17 protein-coding genes and 1 pseudogene are annotated in these 17,099 nt (G+C 60.4%); 8 read left to right on the forward strand and 10 right to left on the reverse strand.

Going from position 1 to position 17,099, the window contains the following annotated elements; translation table 11 throughout:
• Positions 1–194 (reverse strand): DUF4372 domain-containing protein (locus tag OA90_RS28155; protein WP_156510457.1); only part of this gene is annotated, 194 nt, incomplete at its 3' end.
• 160 nt (positions 195–354) lie between these two features.
• On the opposite strand from OA90_RS28155, the gene OA90_RS22920 reads away from it, so the two are divergent.
• Positions 355–1,068 carry an FCD domain-containing protein gene (locus OA90_RS22920; RefSeq protein ID WP_068418154.1) on the forward strand — a complete coding sequence of 238 codons (714 nt, stop codon included), beginning with the start codon at positions 355–357 and terminating at the stop codon, positions 1,066–1,068.
• A 218-nt stretch (positions 1,069–1,286) separates the two neighbouring features.
• A complete protein-coding gene (locus OA90_RS22925; RefSeq protein WP_068418155.1) occupies positions 1,287–1,829 on the forward strand; it encodes an AAA family ATPase in 543 nt (180 codons plus the stop codon).
• Between the two features lie 285 nt (positions 1,830–2,114).
• Here the strand turns inward: OA90_RS22925 and OA90_RS22930 are convergent, their stop codons facing one another.
• Complete coding sequence (locus OA90_RS22930) at positions 2,115–2,972, reverse strand: NAD-dependent epimerase/dehydratase family protein (RefSeq protein WP_068418157.1); 858 nt, start codon at positions 2,970–2,972, stop codon at positions 2,115–2,117.
• 91 nt (positions 2,973–3,063) lie between these two features.
• On the opposite strand from OA90_RS22930, the pseudogene OA90_RS29620 reads away from it, so the two are divergent.
• Together OA90_RS29620 and OA90_RS22935 are read left to right on the forward strand one after the other, a co-directional pair.
• Positions 3,064–3,255: pseudogene (locus OA90_RS29620) on the forward strand (LysR family transcriptional regulator); the annotation flags it as partial.
• Positions 3,256–3,267: 12 nt separating this feature from the next.
• Positions 3,268–3,954 (forward strand): substrate-binding domain-containing protein, encoded by a 687-nt coding sequence (locus tag OA90_RS22935; RefSeq protein ID WP_244274702.1) that lies wholly within the window; start codon positions 3,268–3,270, stop codon positions 3,952–3,954.
• Positions 3,955–4,239: 285 nt separating this feature from the next.
• Here OA90_RS22935 and OA90_RS22940 read toward each other — a convergent pair whose 3' ends face one another.
• Both OA90_RS22940 and OA90_RS22945 read right to left on the reverse strand, forming a co-directional pair.
• Positions 4,240–6,165 carry a PhoX family phosphatase gene (locus OA90_RS22940; protein ID WP_068418164.1) on the reverse strand — a complete coding sequence of 642 codons (1,926 nt, stop codon included), beginning with the start codon at positions 6,163–6,165 and terminating at the stop codon, positions 4,240–4,242.
• Between the two features lie 346 nt (positions 6,166–6,511).
• Positions 6,512–7,357 (reverse strand): MBL fold metallo-hydrolase, encoded by an 846-nt coding sequence (locus tag OA90_RS22945; protein ID WP_068418167.1) that lies wholly within the window; start codon positions 7,355–7,357, stop codon positions 6,512–6,514.
• 428 nt (positions 7,358–7,785) lie between these two features.
• Between OA90_RS22945 and OA90_RS22950 the strand changes: the two genes are divergently transcribed.
• From OA90_RS22950 to OA90_RS22960, 3 genes are all read left to right on the forward strand, one after another.
• Positions 7,786–8,655, forward strand: a complete 870-nt coding sequence (locus tag OA90_RS22950; protein WP_068418168.1) for a delta-class carbonic anhydrase — start codon at positions 7,786–7,788, stop codon at positions 8,653–8,655.
• Positions 8,656–8,928: 273 nt separating this feature from the next.
• Complete coding sequence (locus tag OA90_RS22955; protein ID WP_068418171.1) at positions 8,929–9,312, forward strand: VOC family protein; 384 nt, start codon at positions 8,929–8,931, stop codon at positions 9,310–9,312.
• A gap of 31 nt (positions 9,313–9,343) precedes the next feature.
• Entirely contained in the window at positions 9,344–9,751 is a 408-nt protein-coding gene (locus OA90_RS22960) for an MAPEG family protein (RefSeq protein WP_068418173.1), read from the forward strand.
• A gap of 137 nt (positions 9,752–9,888) precedes the next feature.
• On the opposite strand, the gene OA90_RS22965 is transcribed toward OA90_RS22960, so the two are convergent.
• The 5 genes from OA90_RS22965 to cysG all read right to left on the reverse strand — a co-directional run bounded on the left by OA90_RS22965 (position 9,889) and on the right by cysG (position 14,776).
• Positions 9,889–10,422: a DUF934 domain-containing protein gene (locus OA90_RS22965; protein ID WP_068418175.1), complete on the reverse strand. Its 534-nt coding sequence runs from the start codon at positions 10,420–10,422 to the stop codon at positions 9,889–9,891.
• Positions 10,423–10,511: 89 nt separating this feature from the next.
• Positions 10,512–11,273, reverse strand: a complete 762-nt coding sequence (locus OA90_RS22970) for a phosphoadenylyl-sulfate reductase (RefSeq protein WP_068418179.1) — start codon at positions 11,271–11,273, stop codon at positions 10,512–10,514.
• Positions 11,260–12,918, reverse strand: coding sequence for a nitrite/sulfite reductase (locus OA90_RS22975; RefSeq protein ID WP_068418184.1), 1,659 nt, complete (start codon positions 12,916–12,918; stop codon positions 11,260–11,262). Before OA90_RS22975 ends, OA90_RS22970 begins: the two co-directional genes overlap by 14 nt.
• 75 nt (positions 12,919–12,993) lie before the next feature.
• The gene (locus OA90_RS22980) at positions 12,994–13,293 is read right to left on the reverse strand and encodes a DUF2849 domain-containing protein (RefSeq protein ID WP_068418187.1); all 300 of its coding nucleotides are present in this window, start codon (positions 13,291–13,293) and stop codon (positions 12,994–12,996) included.
• Between the two features lie 19 nt (positions 13,294–13,312).
• Entirely contained in the window at positions 13,313–14,776 is a 1,464-nt protein-coding gene (gene cysG, locus OA90_RS22985; protein ID WP_068418360.1) for a siroheme synthase CysG, read from the reverse strand.
• Positions 14,777–15,049: 273 nt separating this feature from the next.
• Here cysG and OA90_RS22990 point away from each other — a divergent pair, with 273 nt between their 5' ends.
• Positions 15,050–15,550 (forward strand): invasion associated locus B family protein, encoded by a 501-nt coding sequence (locus tag OA90_RS22990; protein ID WP_068418189.1) that lies wholly within the window; start codon positions 15,050–15,052, stop codon positions 15,548–15,550.
• 163 nt (positions 15,551–15,713) lie between these two features.
• On the opposite strand, the gene OA90_RS22995 is transcribed toward OA90_RS22990, so the two are convergent.
• A complete protein-coding gene (locus OA90_RS22995) occupies positions 15,714–16,880 on the reverse strand; it encodes an acetyl-CoA acetyltransferase (protein WP_068418193.1) in 1,167 nt (388 codons plus the stop codon).
• Between the last annotated feature and the right edge of the window lie 219 nt (positions 16,881–17,099).

Consider the following 17,099-nt stretch of genomic DNA (forward strand, 5'->3'; position numbering starts at 1 on the left):
CTCATCAGACCGGTCTCAATCTCCCTGAGGCTCTGCGCGCCTGCAAGCTGGCCGAACAAAAGGGCCAGAAACTGGGTCTTCGTCGTCAAACGGCGGACGCGGTGGTCCGCTTTATGCTCATCCACAAGGCGATTGAACTCGCCCCAAGGAACATGCTTCAGCACTTGATGAAAAACGCTATTGTGATGGCGCATGACATTGATCCTCTGTTCGTGTCTCAAACGCGGCCAAACGTCTGAAACCGAGTAGAATCAATGTCATGCGCTCTGTCTAGATTTTTAAACCGGACAGCAGTGGATTTTACCAGAGCATGACAGATCGCTATATTGGTCTACAAATTGGTCCGGATTACTGATGAAACATCGGAAGACATCGCATGCGCTCGCAGAGCTTCGAAACTTGCTCGACGGCTACGCGCCGGAAATGGGCGACAGGTTGCCGCCGGAACGCGAACTGGCGCGTCGCCTGACATGCAGTCGCGAAACGCTCCGCAATGCGCTGTCGATACTTGAAGATGAAAATGAGGTCTGGCGGCATGTTGGCCAAGGTACGTTTCGCGGTCCCAGGCCGGGGGCCGCGCCTTTGCGAGAAAACCTGCTCGTTCAAGCGACATCCGTCGAAGAGTTTGTGAATGCGAGATACCTGATAGAGCCTGTGATCGCTGCTGAAGCGGCACGTCGCGCATCACCTTCAGACATCATGCGATTGAATTCCTGCGTCGCTGCAGGGCGCAACGGTCGCGACAGGTTCGAATGTCAGAAGGCGGATGACGTTTTTCACCGGACAATCGCTGAGGTCGCGAAGAACCCAATTTTGTTCTCGTTCCTGACCTTCCTGTCGGATGCAAGACGTCGCTCCGCTTGGCAATCACAATGGGATCGCACTTACAGGCATCTCGGGATTGAGGAGTTTACCGGGCAACATAGCAACCAGCACCAACGCATAGTGGCAAGTATCGAAGCTGGAAATGATTCAGCAGCAGAAACTGCGATGCGTGAGCACCTGACCACGATCATTTTGGCCCTCCAGACAGCACCAGGCTCGCCCAAATTTTCGAACTTCACTTAGGCGCAACCGGGCGTTCGCTGCACCCAGTCGAATTTACAGATTGGGCTCACTCCGGCTCTTTGCGGCCGTTCAACGGTCGAGCTCTATGCTGCGCTGCGGCCCGTCATGACGGCCATTCGCCGCGGCGGCGTGGTCTGGGTATTTGCCAAGATCGTCGGAGCGGACGAAGCTGCCGCTCAATTTCTCGCCTGTTAACACTACTACCTGAGAAAAAGCTTGTGAATAATAGTACTACCAGCCGACATGTGATCCTGTCAGGTTGTTCGGGCGGAGGAAAGTCCACGCTACTGGCGGAACTGGAACGGCGGGGCTTCGAGACAGTCGAGGAGCCTGGTCGCAGTATCGTTTCCGAGGCAATGCGCGGTGGCGATAGCGCGCTTCCTTGGGTAAACCCCGGAGCTTTCGCTCGACGCGCCATCGACATGGCCTCAAAGGACCGCGATAATGCGAAGGGCATGGAGCAATGGATCTTTTTTGACCGTGGCCTTGTCGACGCGGCTGTCGCTTTGGAACATGCGACGGGTGTCGCCATATCGGACACGCCAAGACAGACGAACCGCTATCACAGGCAAGTTTTCCTGACACCGCCCTGGCCGGAAATCTTCACCAAGGACAGCGAAAGACAGCTCGGTTTTGATGCGGCCATCGAAGAATACGGAAGGCTGCTCGCCGCCTATCGACATCCTGGATATGAAGCGATCATTTTGCCCAAGACCGATGTTCATGCCCGCGCGGACTTCCTTCTGGACCGCCTCCGCTGACAATTTGGGCGCCAAGCGGCCTTGCGGCGGCGCGGAGTGCAGATCCCGATTTGGACTGGTGCACGGTCGACACAAACGGCCCATTGTTGCCGTTCATCCGACTCAATGTCGCTGCGGTGCGAGTCGAAGGAAACGTTCGCGGCAACTGCTAAACCAGGACACCCGGCAAAGTCGGCAGTGCGGGACGAAGTGAGCTTTCGTGCAGTATCGCGAACGGCAGCTTTGCTAACCGCCATGCTTGGCCGTACAGCCGGCTTAAGGAGAGGTATGCCTGACGATCTTCCATCACTTGGGCAGCATCTTGCGAAGAACGGTGTCCAGGGGCGTAACCTCGAAACCAGTTAGCAGACGCCGGAGGCGGGTGTCGGACAACTGATGGTCGGTATTCCAAAGATAGCGCATCTCATTCAATTCACGGGCAAGCTCCCAGAAAGGGGCTGTGAGGGTAAAAAGCCACCAGGGAAACCGAACGACTTTCAGCTCGTGTTCTAGAATCTTTTCAAGGCCGTTTTTGATGTCGAGTGCGGTGAGTGTGTGCCCTTTGAAAGGAACATCTTCGAATTGACCAAGTTCGGCGCGCTTCTCGGCCAGCGCGGCTGCGGCACGGGCCCAATCAGGCAAATAACACATCGCCTGACGTGTATCCGCCGGGCCGGCAGCGGTGATTTTGTTCCGCTTGATATCGCGCAGGTAGATCTGGGACATGATGCAATCATGACTATCTGGATCGATGAAGTTGCCCGCACGCAAGACGATCGTTTGTACCCCGCTGGCCGCGTATTCTCTCTCCATTGCCAAGCGTATTTCACCCTTTCGGCTGACGGGATCGGGCACCGTTGTTTCCGACCACAGCCCCGGCTGATCACCGAAGTGATAGACATTCCCGGGTAAGACAACAGTTGCCTGCGCGTCCCGTGCGGCGGAAATCACTTCTTTGGTGATCTGGGGTATGAGCGTCTTCCAGTTGTGATAGTTCGGGGGGTTGAGCCCGTTGACGATGACGTCGCAACCTTTTGCAACCTCCGTCAACACGTCCTTGCCGCGATCATACCGCCTGACCTCCCACCCGGCGGCTTCAAAAGCGCGCGAGCTGTGTCGACCCACTTTGCCGGATGTCCCTAGGACGAGTACGCGTCTTGTCATTTTCATCTCCTAAGCGTCTTGTTGGGAGACTTATCCAAGTTGTATATGAATTATAATTGCAAAAAATTTTCTATTTGATATTCATTTTTGAATGAACTTAACCTCCCATGATCTTGACTGGGCCTACATCCGATCCTTTTTGGCTGTTGCTGAAACGGGGTCCTTGACCGCTGCGGCAAAGAAAACGGGTCAAAGCCAGCCGACGCTGGGACGGCATGTCAGGGCGGCGGAAGAAGCTCTGGGAACGCAACTTTTTGTCCGCACGACGGGCGGTCTTGAGTTGACAGAGGCCGGATTGACTTTGCTGGAACCCGCGCGCGCGATGGCCGAGGCGTCAGCCCGGCTGATGACATTGTCGGCCGGCCGCGATGCGCGGCTTTCCGGAACAGTGCGGATAACCGCGAGCAACGTCGTGTCCCACTACCTGCTGCCTGACATCATCGCAGACCTGCGCCAGAGCGAGCCGGACATCGAAGTCGAACTTGTCCCATCTGACACATCAGAGAGCCTGATTTTCCGTGAGGCCGATATCGCGGTGCGCATGTATCGCCCCACACAGCTGGATATAGTGACGCGCAAGGTGTCTGATCATCCAATCGCTCTCTACGCATCGAAGGACGCATTGATCCGGCACGGAAACCCGCAGAGTTTCGAAGAGCTGGCCGCGCTGGATTTTGTCGGCTTCGACAGGTCCGACATGATTATTCGGACAATGCGAGCCCTTGGGTTTCCGGTAGACCGGCATTTCTTTGCCGTGCGGTGTGATGATCAGGCAGTATATTGGGAACTGGTCCGAAAAGGGTGCGGCGTGGGAGCAATGCAAACCATCATCGGCGACGCTGACGCAGAGGTTGAACGGCTCGATTTTCAACCCGAGCTCCCCAGTCTACCCGTCTGGCTTGCCGCTCATTCGGCTCTGCACAAGATCCCGAGAGTGAAGCTGGTATGGGACTATTTGGCGAGCCGGCTCACGCGAAAATAACCATTCCCGAAGCAACAAAGTGCTCTACGTTCCTGGACGAGCGTTTGTTGCCCATCCCGTAAATTCGGTTTTCCTGCTGCGCGCGCTCACAGCGGGGGAAGGTATCACGAGCCGGAAATTGGGTGGTGCCTTGCACAAGAAGGATCGGCCATTCCTGCGGTCCGCGGCAGAGATCACATATCGAAGCCGTTTTTGGCTTCCTATCTGATGTTCACTCGTCGTCATGCTTCTTGCGAGGCAGCCCCGGCACAGACATGGTGCCGGGGCTTTGATTTGTCGCGGACCTTAGCCCACCAGCGCGTTGTCGTTGCGTTTCACGACCACGATGGAAGAGCGGGGAAGGGAGCCTTCGCCATCTGGAAAGGTGCCGCCGGGGTGCTGGATGCCGACGAACATGGTGCGTTTGTCAGCGGACCATGTGAGACCGGTGACCTCTGACCCGTTGGGACCGGTCAGGAAACGGCGGATTTCGCCCGTGACCGGATCGCCTGCCAGCATCTGGTTGTTGCCCATTCCGAGGAAGTCGCCCTCGTTATCATCGTCACCATCCGTCTGGATCCAAAGCAGGCCGGTCGTGTCGAATTGCATCCCGTCGGGCGAGTTGAACATATTGCCCGCGTTGATGTTCGCAGTCCCGGCGTAAGGCCCTTCGGAATGAACATCCGGGTTCCCTGCCATCACGTAGAGATCCCAATCGAAGGTTGAGGCTGCATGGTCGTCGTTGTGCGGCCGCCACCGGACGATCTGGCCATATCGGTTGACCTCGCGCGGATTGGGAGCGTTGGGAACCATAGGCTCACCCGCCGCGTTGGTGCGGACGTTGCCGTCGTCGTCCAGGGCACCCCGGCGGGAGTTGTTGGTGAGGCAGCAGTAGCCTTCGACAGCTGTTGGATTTACGGCAATCCACTCCGGCCGGTCCATGGTGGTGGCGCTCACGGCGGTGCCTGCCATGCGGGTGAAGATAGCGATTTCGGCCTCGGTCATGCCGGTATCTTCGGGCGTCAGAGCGAGCCAGACACCGGTGCCATCGTCGTTGAACTTGGCCACATGCAGTTGCCCTTCACTGAGCAGCGTCGAGGTCTGACCGCCGGGGACGTAAACGTCACGGCTGACCCACTTGTACATGTACTCGCCCCGTTCGTCGTCCCCCATATAGACAACCACCTGACCGTTCGGGGCAAGGGCATAAGCCGCATTCTCGTGTTTGAAGCGGCCAAGGGCGGTGTGTTTGACCGGGGTGCCTTCCGGATCCCAAGGGTCGATTTCCACGATGTAGCCGGCGCGGTGCGGCTCATTCGGGTTCTTCGAGATATCAAAGCGTTCGTCGAAGCCGTGATAATTGTAGCGGCCCGGGTCGACTTTGGTGGAGACACCGTAACGTTTGAACCCATTGGCGTGGACCTCGTCCAGCGACAGTTCAGCAGTTGTGCCGAAATAACCGTTGAAGTTTTCTTCGCAGGTCAGGTAGGTGCCCCAGGGCGTGCGGCCCGAACCGCAGTTGTTGAATGTCCCGAGAGACTGTGTGCCGGCTGGATCGGCGGCAGTCTTGAGCAGATCGTGACCCGCAGCGGGCCCGTCGATTTGCATCGGTGTCCGGTGGTGAATGCGGCGGTTGTAGGGGCTGTCGACAACGACGTTCCAGCCGCTGTCATCCTCGGCCACTTCCATCACGGTCACACCCTGGAAGTTCTGCAGGCGGATGACGTCATCGGCAGAGTCAGGTTTGCCTTCCTGTCCCGATGGCAGGTTGATCCCGGCGTTCACATATTCCGAGTTTACAACGAGCAGTTCGGTACCGCGCAGGTTGAAAAGCTCCATCCCATCAGTGTTTTCTCCGAAAACGCGATCAGAGCCTGCTGTCGGGATGCCGGTCGCAGAATCAAAAGCAGGCGCGTCGCTGAAGAGCGGATCGCCCCAGCGGACAAGTACATCCCACTTGTATCCATCGGGCACATGAACCGTGCCATCGGTTTGCGGGGCAAGCTGGTCAAAGGCGAAGCGAGAGGCCTGCTGGGCCATAGCGGAACTGCCGTTGAACAGGCCGGTTCCCATCACCGCAGCGCCGGAGCCGAAGGCCAGAGCACCACCCAGGAATCCACGACGAGAAACCGCGCGTTCTACAACGCGGTCAAAATCTTGGATGTCTTCGCGCGGGAATTTCATCTCGTCTTCTTCGTCGAAAGACAGCGCGTCATAATTTATTCGGATCATTTCCTCTCCCCTCGTAGCGGAATGATTCAATACGCTCGGTGGCGAGCAAGCGAATATTGTCGTTATAGGGCAGGCATGTAACGGGAAGGTGTCAGTATCCGGCATATCCGCCGCGCAGCGACAAGCATACCGCAACTGTGAACGCATGTTGCATTTGCGAGACCCCGCGAAATCAATACCGGGAAAGTCCGCTCCGCAGTCATTCGTTCAATCCGCTGCAAAAGCCCGCTTCCCGGCCTTTCTGGGCATTCGATCAGTTCGCAAGGAATGGCGGCTTTGGACGTTGGTTTTCGAGCCCCGAAGGACCGACAAGCACCCGCAAGGCAACTGTCACCCGCCCCCTCCCTCACTCCTCCCAGCGAAACGCCCCCTTGTCCGCCTTCACCCGCCCCAATGAGGGCAGTGCGAAGTGGCTGCCGAGGACGAGGCAGCCGGAGTCCGAGGCGGTTTCGAGCAGGTGCCGGCGCGAGGTGACCGCCATCTGCGCATCGGCATCGAATTTGAAGTGCCAGTCGGGATGCCAGCATTGCACGGTCGAGTGCAGGGCATCTCCGGTGATCAGGGCTTCGCTGCCGCCGCATTTGATCTTCACCGAGACGTGACCCGGCGTGTGGCCGGGAGTGGGGATCAGCGTCACATGGTCGCCCAGCATGTGCCCTGCCTCGACCAGTTCCACCTGCCCCGCCTCGACCACCGGCAGAATGCTCTCCTTGTAAAGATCGCCGTTGCGGCCGCGCTGCATCTGTTCGTCCGCGGACGGCATCAGGTAGCGGGCGTTCGGAAAGGTCGGCACCCAGCGGCCATCCTCCAGACGGGTGTTCCAGCCAACATGATCGGTGTGCAGGTGGGTGCAAAGCACATAGTCGATCTCCGCCACACCGACGCCCGCGGCGGTCAGGGCCGCCATGAAGCGCGGGGTCGAGCGCTTGTGCCAGTCCGGTGTTCCGGGAACCGTCTTGTCATTTCCCACGCAACTGTCCACGAGGATGACATGGGACGGCGTTTTCAGCAGAAACCCCTGAACCGGAAGGATCAGCCGCCCGGAGCGCGGGCACACGCCACCCCTGACGCGGGCCTCGACGATTTTTGCGACATCCGGCCCTGCGCCCGGAAACAGCTCTTCCGGCGTCTGGAAGGGGGCGTGGACTTCGAGAATTCTCCACACTTCGACATCACCGACCTTGCAAAGCATTGGCAACTTCCTTTCAAGACACCTGAACACAAGGAGAGAGCCTAGCCCTTGTGGTGCTTAGCGCAAGAGTAGACCCCGGTCGCGCTGTGCTTGCCGGGGGCGCCGCCGGGGTGAGCGCTGCGTATTGCATTTGTCTGGAAGGGCGGCTGTCGGAGCCGTGCCCAGCCTCCCCCCCCCGGGAATGCCCGAACCAGCCGGGCGCTCTCCACGGGCTTTAAGGCATTGTTGACCGCGAACACTCTTTCAGCCCTCATTGCCTTGACACCGGGCACCGCCTCGGGTTCCGTGAGCTGCGCGACTGAGTGCGTCGGCGACAGGCCTGCCGTCCTTTTTTGAGTGCCATTTACGCCACAAATTATTCAAACATTACACGTACATCCGCGTTCACGAGTGCCCCCAAGGGCACGACCAACCCATGGAGATGACCGATGTTCAAATTGAAGTGCCTGCTTGTGTCGACAACACTGGTTGCCGGCCTTTCCAGCAGTCTCGCCCTGGCGGCTTCCGGTGGTTCTGAAGCCGTTTCCGACGCGGTCATCGCCGAACAACGCGCCGCACTGGCGGCGGCAACGAAGGACGGCGGATTCGGGCCGCAATCGCCCCGGGACATCGACGCTGCGGAAGGCAACAACCATCGCGCCTTCGGCGAAGCGCCTGCCTATGAAGCAATGACCCTGTGCGACATTCACTTCCACGAGAGTGCCGAGCACAAGGGCGGCGAGTTCACGACCTATGCCGGCAATGGCGACGGACATGGCTACGGCACCGGCTTCAAGTACAACGGTGACCTGAGCACCGCCGAACTTGACCCGCTGGACAGCAAGATCGGTGGCGGTGAACACGGCGACCTGGTGCCCGGCGACACGATCGAAATCCATTTCGTCTATTCGACCGCCAAGGCGGCCCCCGGGCCGACCCTGGGCACATGTCTCAGCGATGCCATCAGCAATCCGCAATTGCGCGTGGAAGCGGTGGTCGGCGTGTTGGTCAACGATCCGGAGGCGGCCGACTTTGTCGAAATGGCAAAGGTCGCCGCGATCAACGGCCTTTATCAAGCGCCGAACCTGCCGAACGATCTTGGAACTCCGGTCGTCTATGCCGGCTCCACCACCGGCCCGGGCTACAATGAAAAAGCCTCGCCGTTTCAGGTGACCTGGAGTGTCCGGCCCAAAGTGGTGAAACTCGACATCGCCTCCGTCGGCACCTGGTTGAGCGGCAACGTGTTCGAGGAAGACCACGCCCACGGCGTGCGCAATCTTCTGCTCAATCCGGACCTTCTCTCGCAGATCTCCAGATAAGGCATTTCTCGTTCACCTTGCTCCGGCCCCCGAGAACAACGCAACACGCTGTTGGTTGATGTTTTCGGGGGCCGAACACTGATGAACGGCGCTGGCGTGTCCGGGCCGGTCGAGCGCTCCGCCTCTTGCCCTTCCGCCGCCGAGCCTGCAAACCCGCGGCTCGACTATTTTTTTTTAATTTCTCTCCCCTGTCGGTTTAACCAACACTCCCGCGTCCTCTGATCACCTGGGCCTGCCCGGGCGATTTTCCAAAGACATATGAGGACGAATGACATGAGCGATGCGATGCAAAACCACGGGAGCTTCAGCTGGATGGAGCTGCACAGCGGTGACGCGGACAAGGCGAAGGCGTTTTACAAAAGCCTGCTCGGCTGGGGCACGGAAGACATGGACATGCCCGGCATGACCTATTCCGTGATCACCAATGGAGTCGGCAAGATCGGCGGGTTTCCTCCGATGGCTGCCGACACGCCGCGCTGGCTGCCTTATGTCACCGTTGACGATGTCGATGCATGTGTCGGCACGGCAAGATCCCTCGGCGCGGACATCGCCAGCGAACCGATGACGATCCCGGGCGTCGGACGGATGGCGACCATCGTCGATCCGGTCGGCGGGGTGATCGCGATGATCACCTATGAAACGCAGGCGGACACCTAAACCGCCCCCCTATCGTTTCGGAGACTTCAAGATGGAACTGATTTCCTCACTAGCGGTAACCACAGTCTTTATCGCGCTGTTCGCGCTTCTGCAGGTTCCGATGACCATGGCCGTCGGGTTCCGGCGGGCGCAAACCGGCATCCAGTTTCTGGATGCCGGCGATGAGGTGTTGCTCAAGCGCATGCGCGCTCATGGCAACTTTACAGAAACGGTGCCAATGACCCTGCTCGCCATGGCGGCCGCCGAACTGAGCGGGGCCCCCGCGTATCTGCTTTGGGCGGGTGGCGGGGCCCTGCTGTGCGGCCGGCTGCTGCACTATCGCACGCTGATCACCTCGGGCTTCGGCAACGGCCGGGCAGTCGGAATGCTGCTGACCCTGGCGCCGTTGCTTGTCTTTCCGGTCTATGTGTTCTGGCATCTGGCCGGATTGAGGAACTAGGCCCCGGATTACCCGTGCGTAAGGGACCAGCCCCCGGCTCAACACAAGCGCCGTTCCGGACCAGATCCGGGACGGCGCGAGGAGTGCGGTTCGCGAACGGTATTGGGCGGAGGAGAGAGGGCAGACGGGGAAGCCGGCTACTCCGCCGCGACGGGAATGTCGCGCAGCGAACGGCGCGCCCAGGGACGGGTGCCTTCCGGGATCTCCTCAACAGTGCCGACCGGCTGCAGGTATTTGGTGACCTCCGGCCACTCGCCCGCCTTCAGGGCCTTCAGCACCTCCGGCTTGGAGATCTCGAAGGAAGACACACCGCAGCGCATCGCGAGCGGCACCTGGTCGAGGATGTATTTACCGGTCGCGCGAATATCGCCCTTGTAGCCGGCCTGCTCACGCAGGATACGGGCCGCGGAAAAGCCGCGCCCGTCGGCGAAGCTCGGAAAGTCCACAGCGACCAGCGCCAGACGGTCGAGAAACGGCAGAACGTCCGCGCTGTCGTCTCCGGCCTCTATGAGGACGGCCGTCCGGCCGCCGCGTGCCAGATAGGTTTCCGGCTCAACCAGGAACATCGAAAGCGGCACCAGGGCATCGCCGTCCAAGGCGGCGCCGGTCTCCGGGTCCGCACGGACCCAGTCCTCCTCGACGAACGCGCCGTCCTTGAAAATCGTTGTCATTCCTTGCGTCCTCAATTCCGCTTTGTCCGTTCCGGAGGTCGTTCGCGAGACCTCTACAGGTTCATTGTCTTGCAGCGTGCCGCTGCGCCTCAGATACCGCTGCCGTCGACTTCCTTGCCGTGCGAGGGCCAGTGAATGCCGCATTCGGTCTTGTCCTGGCCGCGCCAGCGCCCGGCGCGCGGATCCTCTCCCGGTGCGACCTTGCTGGTGCAGGGCAGGCAGCCGATGGACGGATAGCCCTGGGACACCAGCGGATGCGGCGGCAAATCGTGGGTTCTGGCATAGTCGAGAATGTCTCCGGCCGTCCAGTCCGCCAGCGGGTTGACCTTCACGCGGCCTTCGTCGATCTCGAAGTAATCGAGAGCGGCGCGCGTGGCGCTCTGGTACCGCTTGCGCCCCGATATCCAGGCCTCGAACCCCTTCAGCGCGTTTGCCAGCGGAACAACCTTGCGGATGTGGCAGCAAGCGTCGGTGTCGCTCATCCAGAGCATGCCGGCAGGATCGTTGGTGGCCAGGTCATCTGCTTCGGGCTTGTGTGTCCGCACGTTGGTGAGACCGAGTGTCTCGACAAGCTGGTCGCGGTAAAGGATCGTTGCCGGGAACAGCTTCACCGTGTCGACGAACAGCACCGGCGTGGACGGATCGACTTGAGCGACCATATGCAGCAGCACCGCGGAATCCGCGCCGAAGCTGGACACCATGGCAATGCCGCCGGCGAACTGGTGCCGGATGGCGGTCAGAAGGATTTCATGCGCGCTCGCGCCCTCGAACTGGGCGTTGAGAGCAGCAACTTCCGCCTGCAGCCCGAGCTCCGGATCGACGCCAAGGCTGAATGTCTCATGCAGCGCCATAAAGTGCCTCCTTGAAAGGCTCCTCCCCGAGACGGCGATAGGCATCCAGGAAGGTTTCCTCCTTGCCGGACCGCAGACCGAGATAGGTATCGACCAGCTTTTCGACCGCATCGACCACTTCCTCGGAAGAGAAGCCACGGCCGACGATTTCACCGATGGAGGTGTTTTCATTGGCCGACCCGCCGAGCGTCACCTGATAGAATTCCTCGCCCTTCTTCTCCAGGCCGAGAATGCCGATATGGCCGACATGGTGATGGCCGCAGGCGTTGATGCAGCCGGAGATCTTGATCTTCAGCTCGCCGATCTCCGCCTGGCGTTCCGCCGCGCCGAAGCGTTCGGAAATGCGCTGCGCCACCGGAATGGACCTTGCGGTCGCCAGGGCGCAGAAATCCATGCCCGGGCAGGCGATGATGTCGGTGATGAGCCCCGCATTGCCTTCCGCGATGCCGGCAGCCACCAGCCCGTCGTAAAGGTCAGGCAGATCGTCCAGCTTCACATGTGGCAGAATCACATTCTGCTCATGGGAAATACGGATTTCATCGTGGCCGTACTGTTCGGCAAGATCGGCCATGACCTCCATCTGCGCATCGGACGCATCGCCGGGAATGCCGCCGACCGGCTTCATCGACAATGTCACGGACGTGTAACCCGGCACCCGGTGCGGATTGAGATTATGCGCGGCAAACTGCGCGAAGGCGGTATCGCTTGCGCGGCGCGCTTCGACGGCGGCGGACGTGGCCGACCCGACTTCCAGCGGCGGCGGTGCGAAATAGGCCTCGATGCGGCGGACTTCCTCCTCCGGCAGACGCAGGACGCCGAAGCGGATCTTTTCGAATTCCTGTTCGATATCCGCCTTCAGGTCTTCCAGACCGGTCTCATGCACCAGGATCTTGATGCGCGCCTTGTATTTGTTGTCCCGTCGGCCATAGCGGTTGTACACACGCAGGATCGCTTCGGAATAGGCCAGAAGGTCCTCTTCGGGAAGGAAGTCGCGCACCTGGCGTCCGATCATCGGCGTGCGGCCGAGACCGCCGCCGACATAGACGACAAAACCGGTCTCGCCGGCATCGTTGCGGGTCAGTTGCAGGCCGATGTCATGCACCTGCACCGCGGCGCGGTCATGCGGCGCGCCGGTGATGGCTATCTTGAACTTGCGCGGCAGGAACGAGAATTCCGGATGCAGCGACGACCACTGGCGCAGGATTTCGGCGTAGGGGCGCGGATCGGCAATCTCGTCGGCGGCAGCGCCGGCGAAATGGTCCGCGGTCACATTCCGAATGCAGTTGCCCGAGGTCTGGATGGCATGCATCTCGACTTCGGCCAGCTCTTCCAGGATCTTCGGCGTGTCTTCCAGTTTCGGCCAGTTGAACTGGATGTTCTGGCGCGTGGTGAAGTGGCCATAGCCCTTGTCGTAGGTACGGGCGATATGCGCGAGCTTGCGCATCTGACGGCCGTTCAGCGTGCCATAGGGAATGGCGACCCTGAGCATATAGGCATGAAGCTGCAGATAAAGACCGTTCATCAGGCGCAGCGGCTTGAACTCGTCCTCGGAAAGTTCACCGGCCAGGCGCCGGCGGACCTGATCCTTGAACTGATCGGTGCGCTGGCTGACAAAGCTCGCGTCAAATTCGTCGTAGCGGTACATCGTTGAACTCTCCTGTCGGGCGCTGCCGTGCGTGTCTTTCAGTGACCCGGGCGCTGCCCTGCTCCCGTCTCTGGTTTAAGCGGATACGGCCTGGGCGTGCTTGCCCAGATCCGGATGGGTGGTCGGCCCGGTCGCGCGGATCTTTTCGCGCAGGCGTACAGGCACAATGACGCCGTCCTCGACCGTCACGTCCATGGCGTAGACGCTGACGACTTCCTGCCTGTCTTCCGCTGCCACGCCCTGGGCCAGCGCTTCGGCCACGGCTTCCTTGCCCTCGAAGACCTTCGCAAGCGTGATGCGCTCGACCCAATCTCCGGTCCCGGCGAGCCAGACGACATCGCCGTTCAAAAGCCGGTTGGCGGTAATGACTTTCATGGCAATCACTCTCTTACATTCAGGCAGCTGCGATCCGGGCCGCCCGCTGCGGCGCCAGAGGTTCAGCCTTGTCCAGGGCGGCATGGCCGACGGCCTCGCCGATCACGATCAGAACCGGCCTGCCGACTTCCGCGCGATCCGAAAGGACCGCGAGTTCGCGAAGGGTTCCGGCGAATTGGCGTTCGTCCGGATGGGCGGCGTTTTCAATGACGGCCACAGGGGTTTCCGGCCTCAGGCCGGCGGACATCATCCGGCCGGCAACGGCTGCAGCCACGGTGCGGCCCATATAGACCGCGACGGTCGCGCCTTTCAGCGCGAGGTCCGCCCAGTCCGGCAGAGTTTCAGATTTCGCATTGTGGCCGGTCGCAAACACGAGATTGGAGGCGACACCACGCAATGTCAGCGGGATCTGGGCCGAAGCTGCCGCAGCGAAGGCCGCGGTAACGCCGGGCACGATTTCAAAGCCGATACCGCCTGCGCGGAGCGCCTCCATTTCCTCCGCCGCGCGGCCGAAGACCATAGGATCACCGGACTTGAGGCGCACCACCTTGAGGCCTTCGCCCGCAAGTCTGACGAGGAGTTCGCAGATTTCCGATTGCGGTACGGAGTGTGCGCCCTTGCGCTTGCCGACGGCGATGCGATCCGCGTCCCGGCGGCCCATGGCCACGACATCGGCGGGCACCAGCGCGTCATGGACGATCACATCGGCTTCCTGAAGCAGCCGCTGGGCACGGAGGGTCAGAAGGTCTTCCGCGCCCGGACCGGCGCCGACCAGCCAGACGAAACCGGGCTCGCCGGCCATGCTGTTGAGCAACCGCTGCGCTTCCGAGCGCGCGGCGCCGGTCTTGCCGGCATAAAGATTGGCGGCAACGGACCCGGAAAAGAACCGCGCCCAGAAATTCCGGCGCAGGGCGCCGTCCCGGATCACTTTGGTGGCGGCGTCGCGGAAACTTTCGGCAAGCCGGGCAAGTTCGCCGGTCGCGCGCGGCAGCATCGCCTCGATGCGGGCGCGAATATGACGGGAGAGAACCGGACCGACGCCGGTGGACGTGATGGCGACGGCAATCGGAGCGCGGTTGACCAGCGCACCGGTGTAAAAATCGCAAAGCTCCGGCTTGTCGACCGCGTTCACCGGCACACCCATGATCCTTGCGGCATCGACGACGGCCTTGTCGAGTTTCCAGTCCTCACGGGCGGAAAAGACAAGCGCGGCATCGGTGAGATGCGCCGGGCGGAAGCCCTCGGCGATATGTTCGGCCTCGAAGAGCTCGATTGCTTCGCGCAGGTCCGGTTCGATCGTTTTGGAGACCACGACGATCCGCGCGTTGGTTTCGCCGAGCAGGCGCACCTTGGCCGCTGCCTCGCCGCCATTGCCGACGACAAGTACTTTTCGGCCGGCAACTTTCATGAATGCCGGAAACACATCCAGCCGGGCGTCCGGCTTTTTCAGTGCTTTCGCTTTCGTTTCAAGGCTGCCAGCCATCTTCAGGGTCTCCAATCCCAGTTTGATGGACCTAATGTAGTCGGCGGCCTCCCCGGGTGCCGGGCACCGGATTTCAAAGCTTTGCGGATTAGCGGAATAGTTTTTTCCCAACGGACGGTTTGACCAATTCCAATTCCCGCTCCTCTTGCCTCATTCCACAAACTGCGAATACAAAGCGATCAGGCGTTCGGGTCTGGCTTGGCAGCAGATGGCGAATTCTTCACGACCGATTACGGTTTCACCGGACGCATGGCACAAACAAAGCGAAGACGAATGCAATTCATCAAATCGAGTATTTTTCTGTCGGTGGCTTTCGGCGTATCGATGGCGGCACAGCCGGTTCTCGCGCAGCAGGCAAACGAGGACGCTCTCTGGCAGACACGTTGCGCCGGTCCATCGAGATCAGTGGAGGCTCTCACTTGCGAGGCGAGTGAAAGCGTTCGGATGAAGGACAGCGGTCAACTGGTTTTCAAGGTCGACCTCATCTTCCCCGCCGACAAGGCGGCACCGGTTCTTCGTATGCAGGCTCCGCTCGGTTTTTATCTGCCCGGCAAGATCAGGCTTGGCGTGGACGGAAACCCGATAAGCGAACTGGAGATCGGCTTCTGCGACAAGCGAGGCTGTTTCCTGTCCACCGAAGCGACGCCGGACATAATCGCCGCCATGACAGCAGGGGCAGTGCTGCAGATCGACTTCGCGCCCGCGGCCGACCGCAGACAGACCATCGAACTGCCGCTTGCAGGTTTCGGCCGGGCGATGAACGCCGTTCAGTGAGGATTGTGCCTGCAAGGCGCCGGGGACTGAACACGACCGCTTAACGCCCCTGTCTCCCCTGATCGTGCCGCATCATCAGAAATCCTTGCAGATCGCACGACAACAAAAAGCCGGCAGAAACTGCCGGCTTTTCAACGTCAAAGGGTTCACGTGATTTCAGAAATCACTTCATCGCCTGCAGGACGGAAACATAGTTGGCGACGGCCGCGCCGCCCATGTTGAAGATGCCGCCGATTTCAGCATTTTTGACCTGAATATCGCCCGCGGTGCCGGTCAGCTGCATCGCCGTCAGGACATGCATGGAGACGCCGGTCGCACCGATCGGGTGGCCCTTGGCCTTGAGGCCGCCGGAGGGGTTCACCGGCAACTTGCCGTCCATCCCGGTCCAGCCTTCCTGAATGGCGTGGGCGCCCTCGCCTTCCTTCGTCAGACCCATGGCTTCGTATTCGATCAGTTCGGCGATGGTGAAACAGTCGTGGGTTTCGACGAAGGAAAGGTCATCCAGAGCCAGATTGGCATCGCCCAGGGCTTCGCCCCAGGCCTTGGAACAGCCTTCGAATTTCAGGATGTCGCGTTTGGACATCGGCAGAAAGTCCTGCACATGAGCCAGTCCGCGGAAGGCAACGGCCTTCTTCATGCCGAGCGCCGTTGCCGGATCGGTCAGCACAAGAGCGGCCGCACCGTCGGAGACAAGCGAACAATCCGTGCGTTTCAGGGGCCCTGCCACGAACGGGTTCTTCTCGCTTTCCGCGCGGCAGAAATCGAATCCCAGATCCTTGCGCATCTGGGCATAGGGATTGCTGACGCCGTTCTTGTGGTTCTTTGCGGCGATCCCTGCCAGTGCGTCGGACTGATCGCCGTATTTCTGGAAATAGGCGTCCGCAATCTTGCCGAAGACCCCGGCAAAGCCTGCCGGAATATCGCCTTCTTCCTTGAGGTAGGAGGCTTTCAGGAGGTTCTTGCCGATCTCCGGTCCCGGGGTCGTCGTCATCTGCTCGACGCCGACCACGAGCACGAAGCGCGCGTCGCCCGATGCGATGGCGCGTACACCCTGGTGGACGGCGGCCGAACCGGTCGCGCAGGCATTTTCAACACGCGTCGCCGGCTTGAACCGCAGCGCTGGGTTCGCCTGAAGTACGAGAGACGCGGTGAAGTCCTGCGGCGAAAAGCCTGCATTGAAATGGCCGAGCAGAATTTCGTCCACGTCTTCCGGCGCAATGCCGGCATCGTGTATGGCTTCGCTCGCCACCTTGACGATCATGCTTTCAACGGTTTCTTCCGCGTGCTTGCCGAAGGGCAGATGCGCCCAACCCACCATGGCTGCCGTCATGACATTTCCTCCAAGTTTTCAGTCTGCAATGTGGAAGCGCGCGTCCAGGCTCACGCCTCCCGAATAGTCCCAAGGATACCCGATTACAGTTCGGCCGGTATCGTCGGCCGAAAGTATGACAGCCGATTGACCGCGCAGGATCCACCTCACCTGAGATCAGCTCGACTGGACATTTCCAGCTTCCGTACCGCTTTGCAAGATCAAAGTGACCTAAACGTA

The organism is Labrenzia sp. OB1, from assembly GCF_001624695.1.
Classification (GTDB): Bacteria; Pseudomonadota; Alphaproteobacteria; order Rhizobiales; family Stappiaceae; genus Roseibium.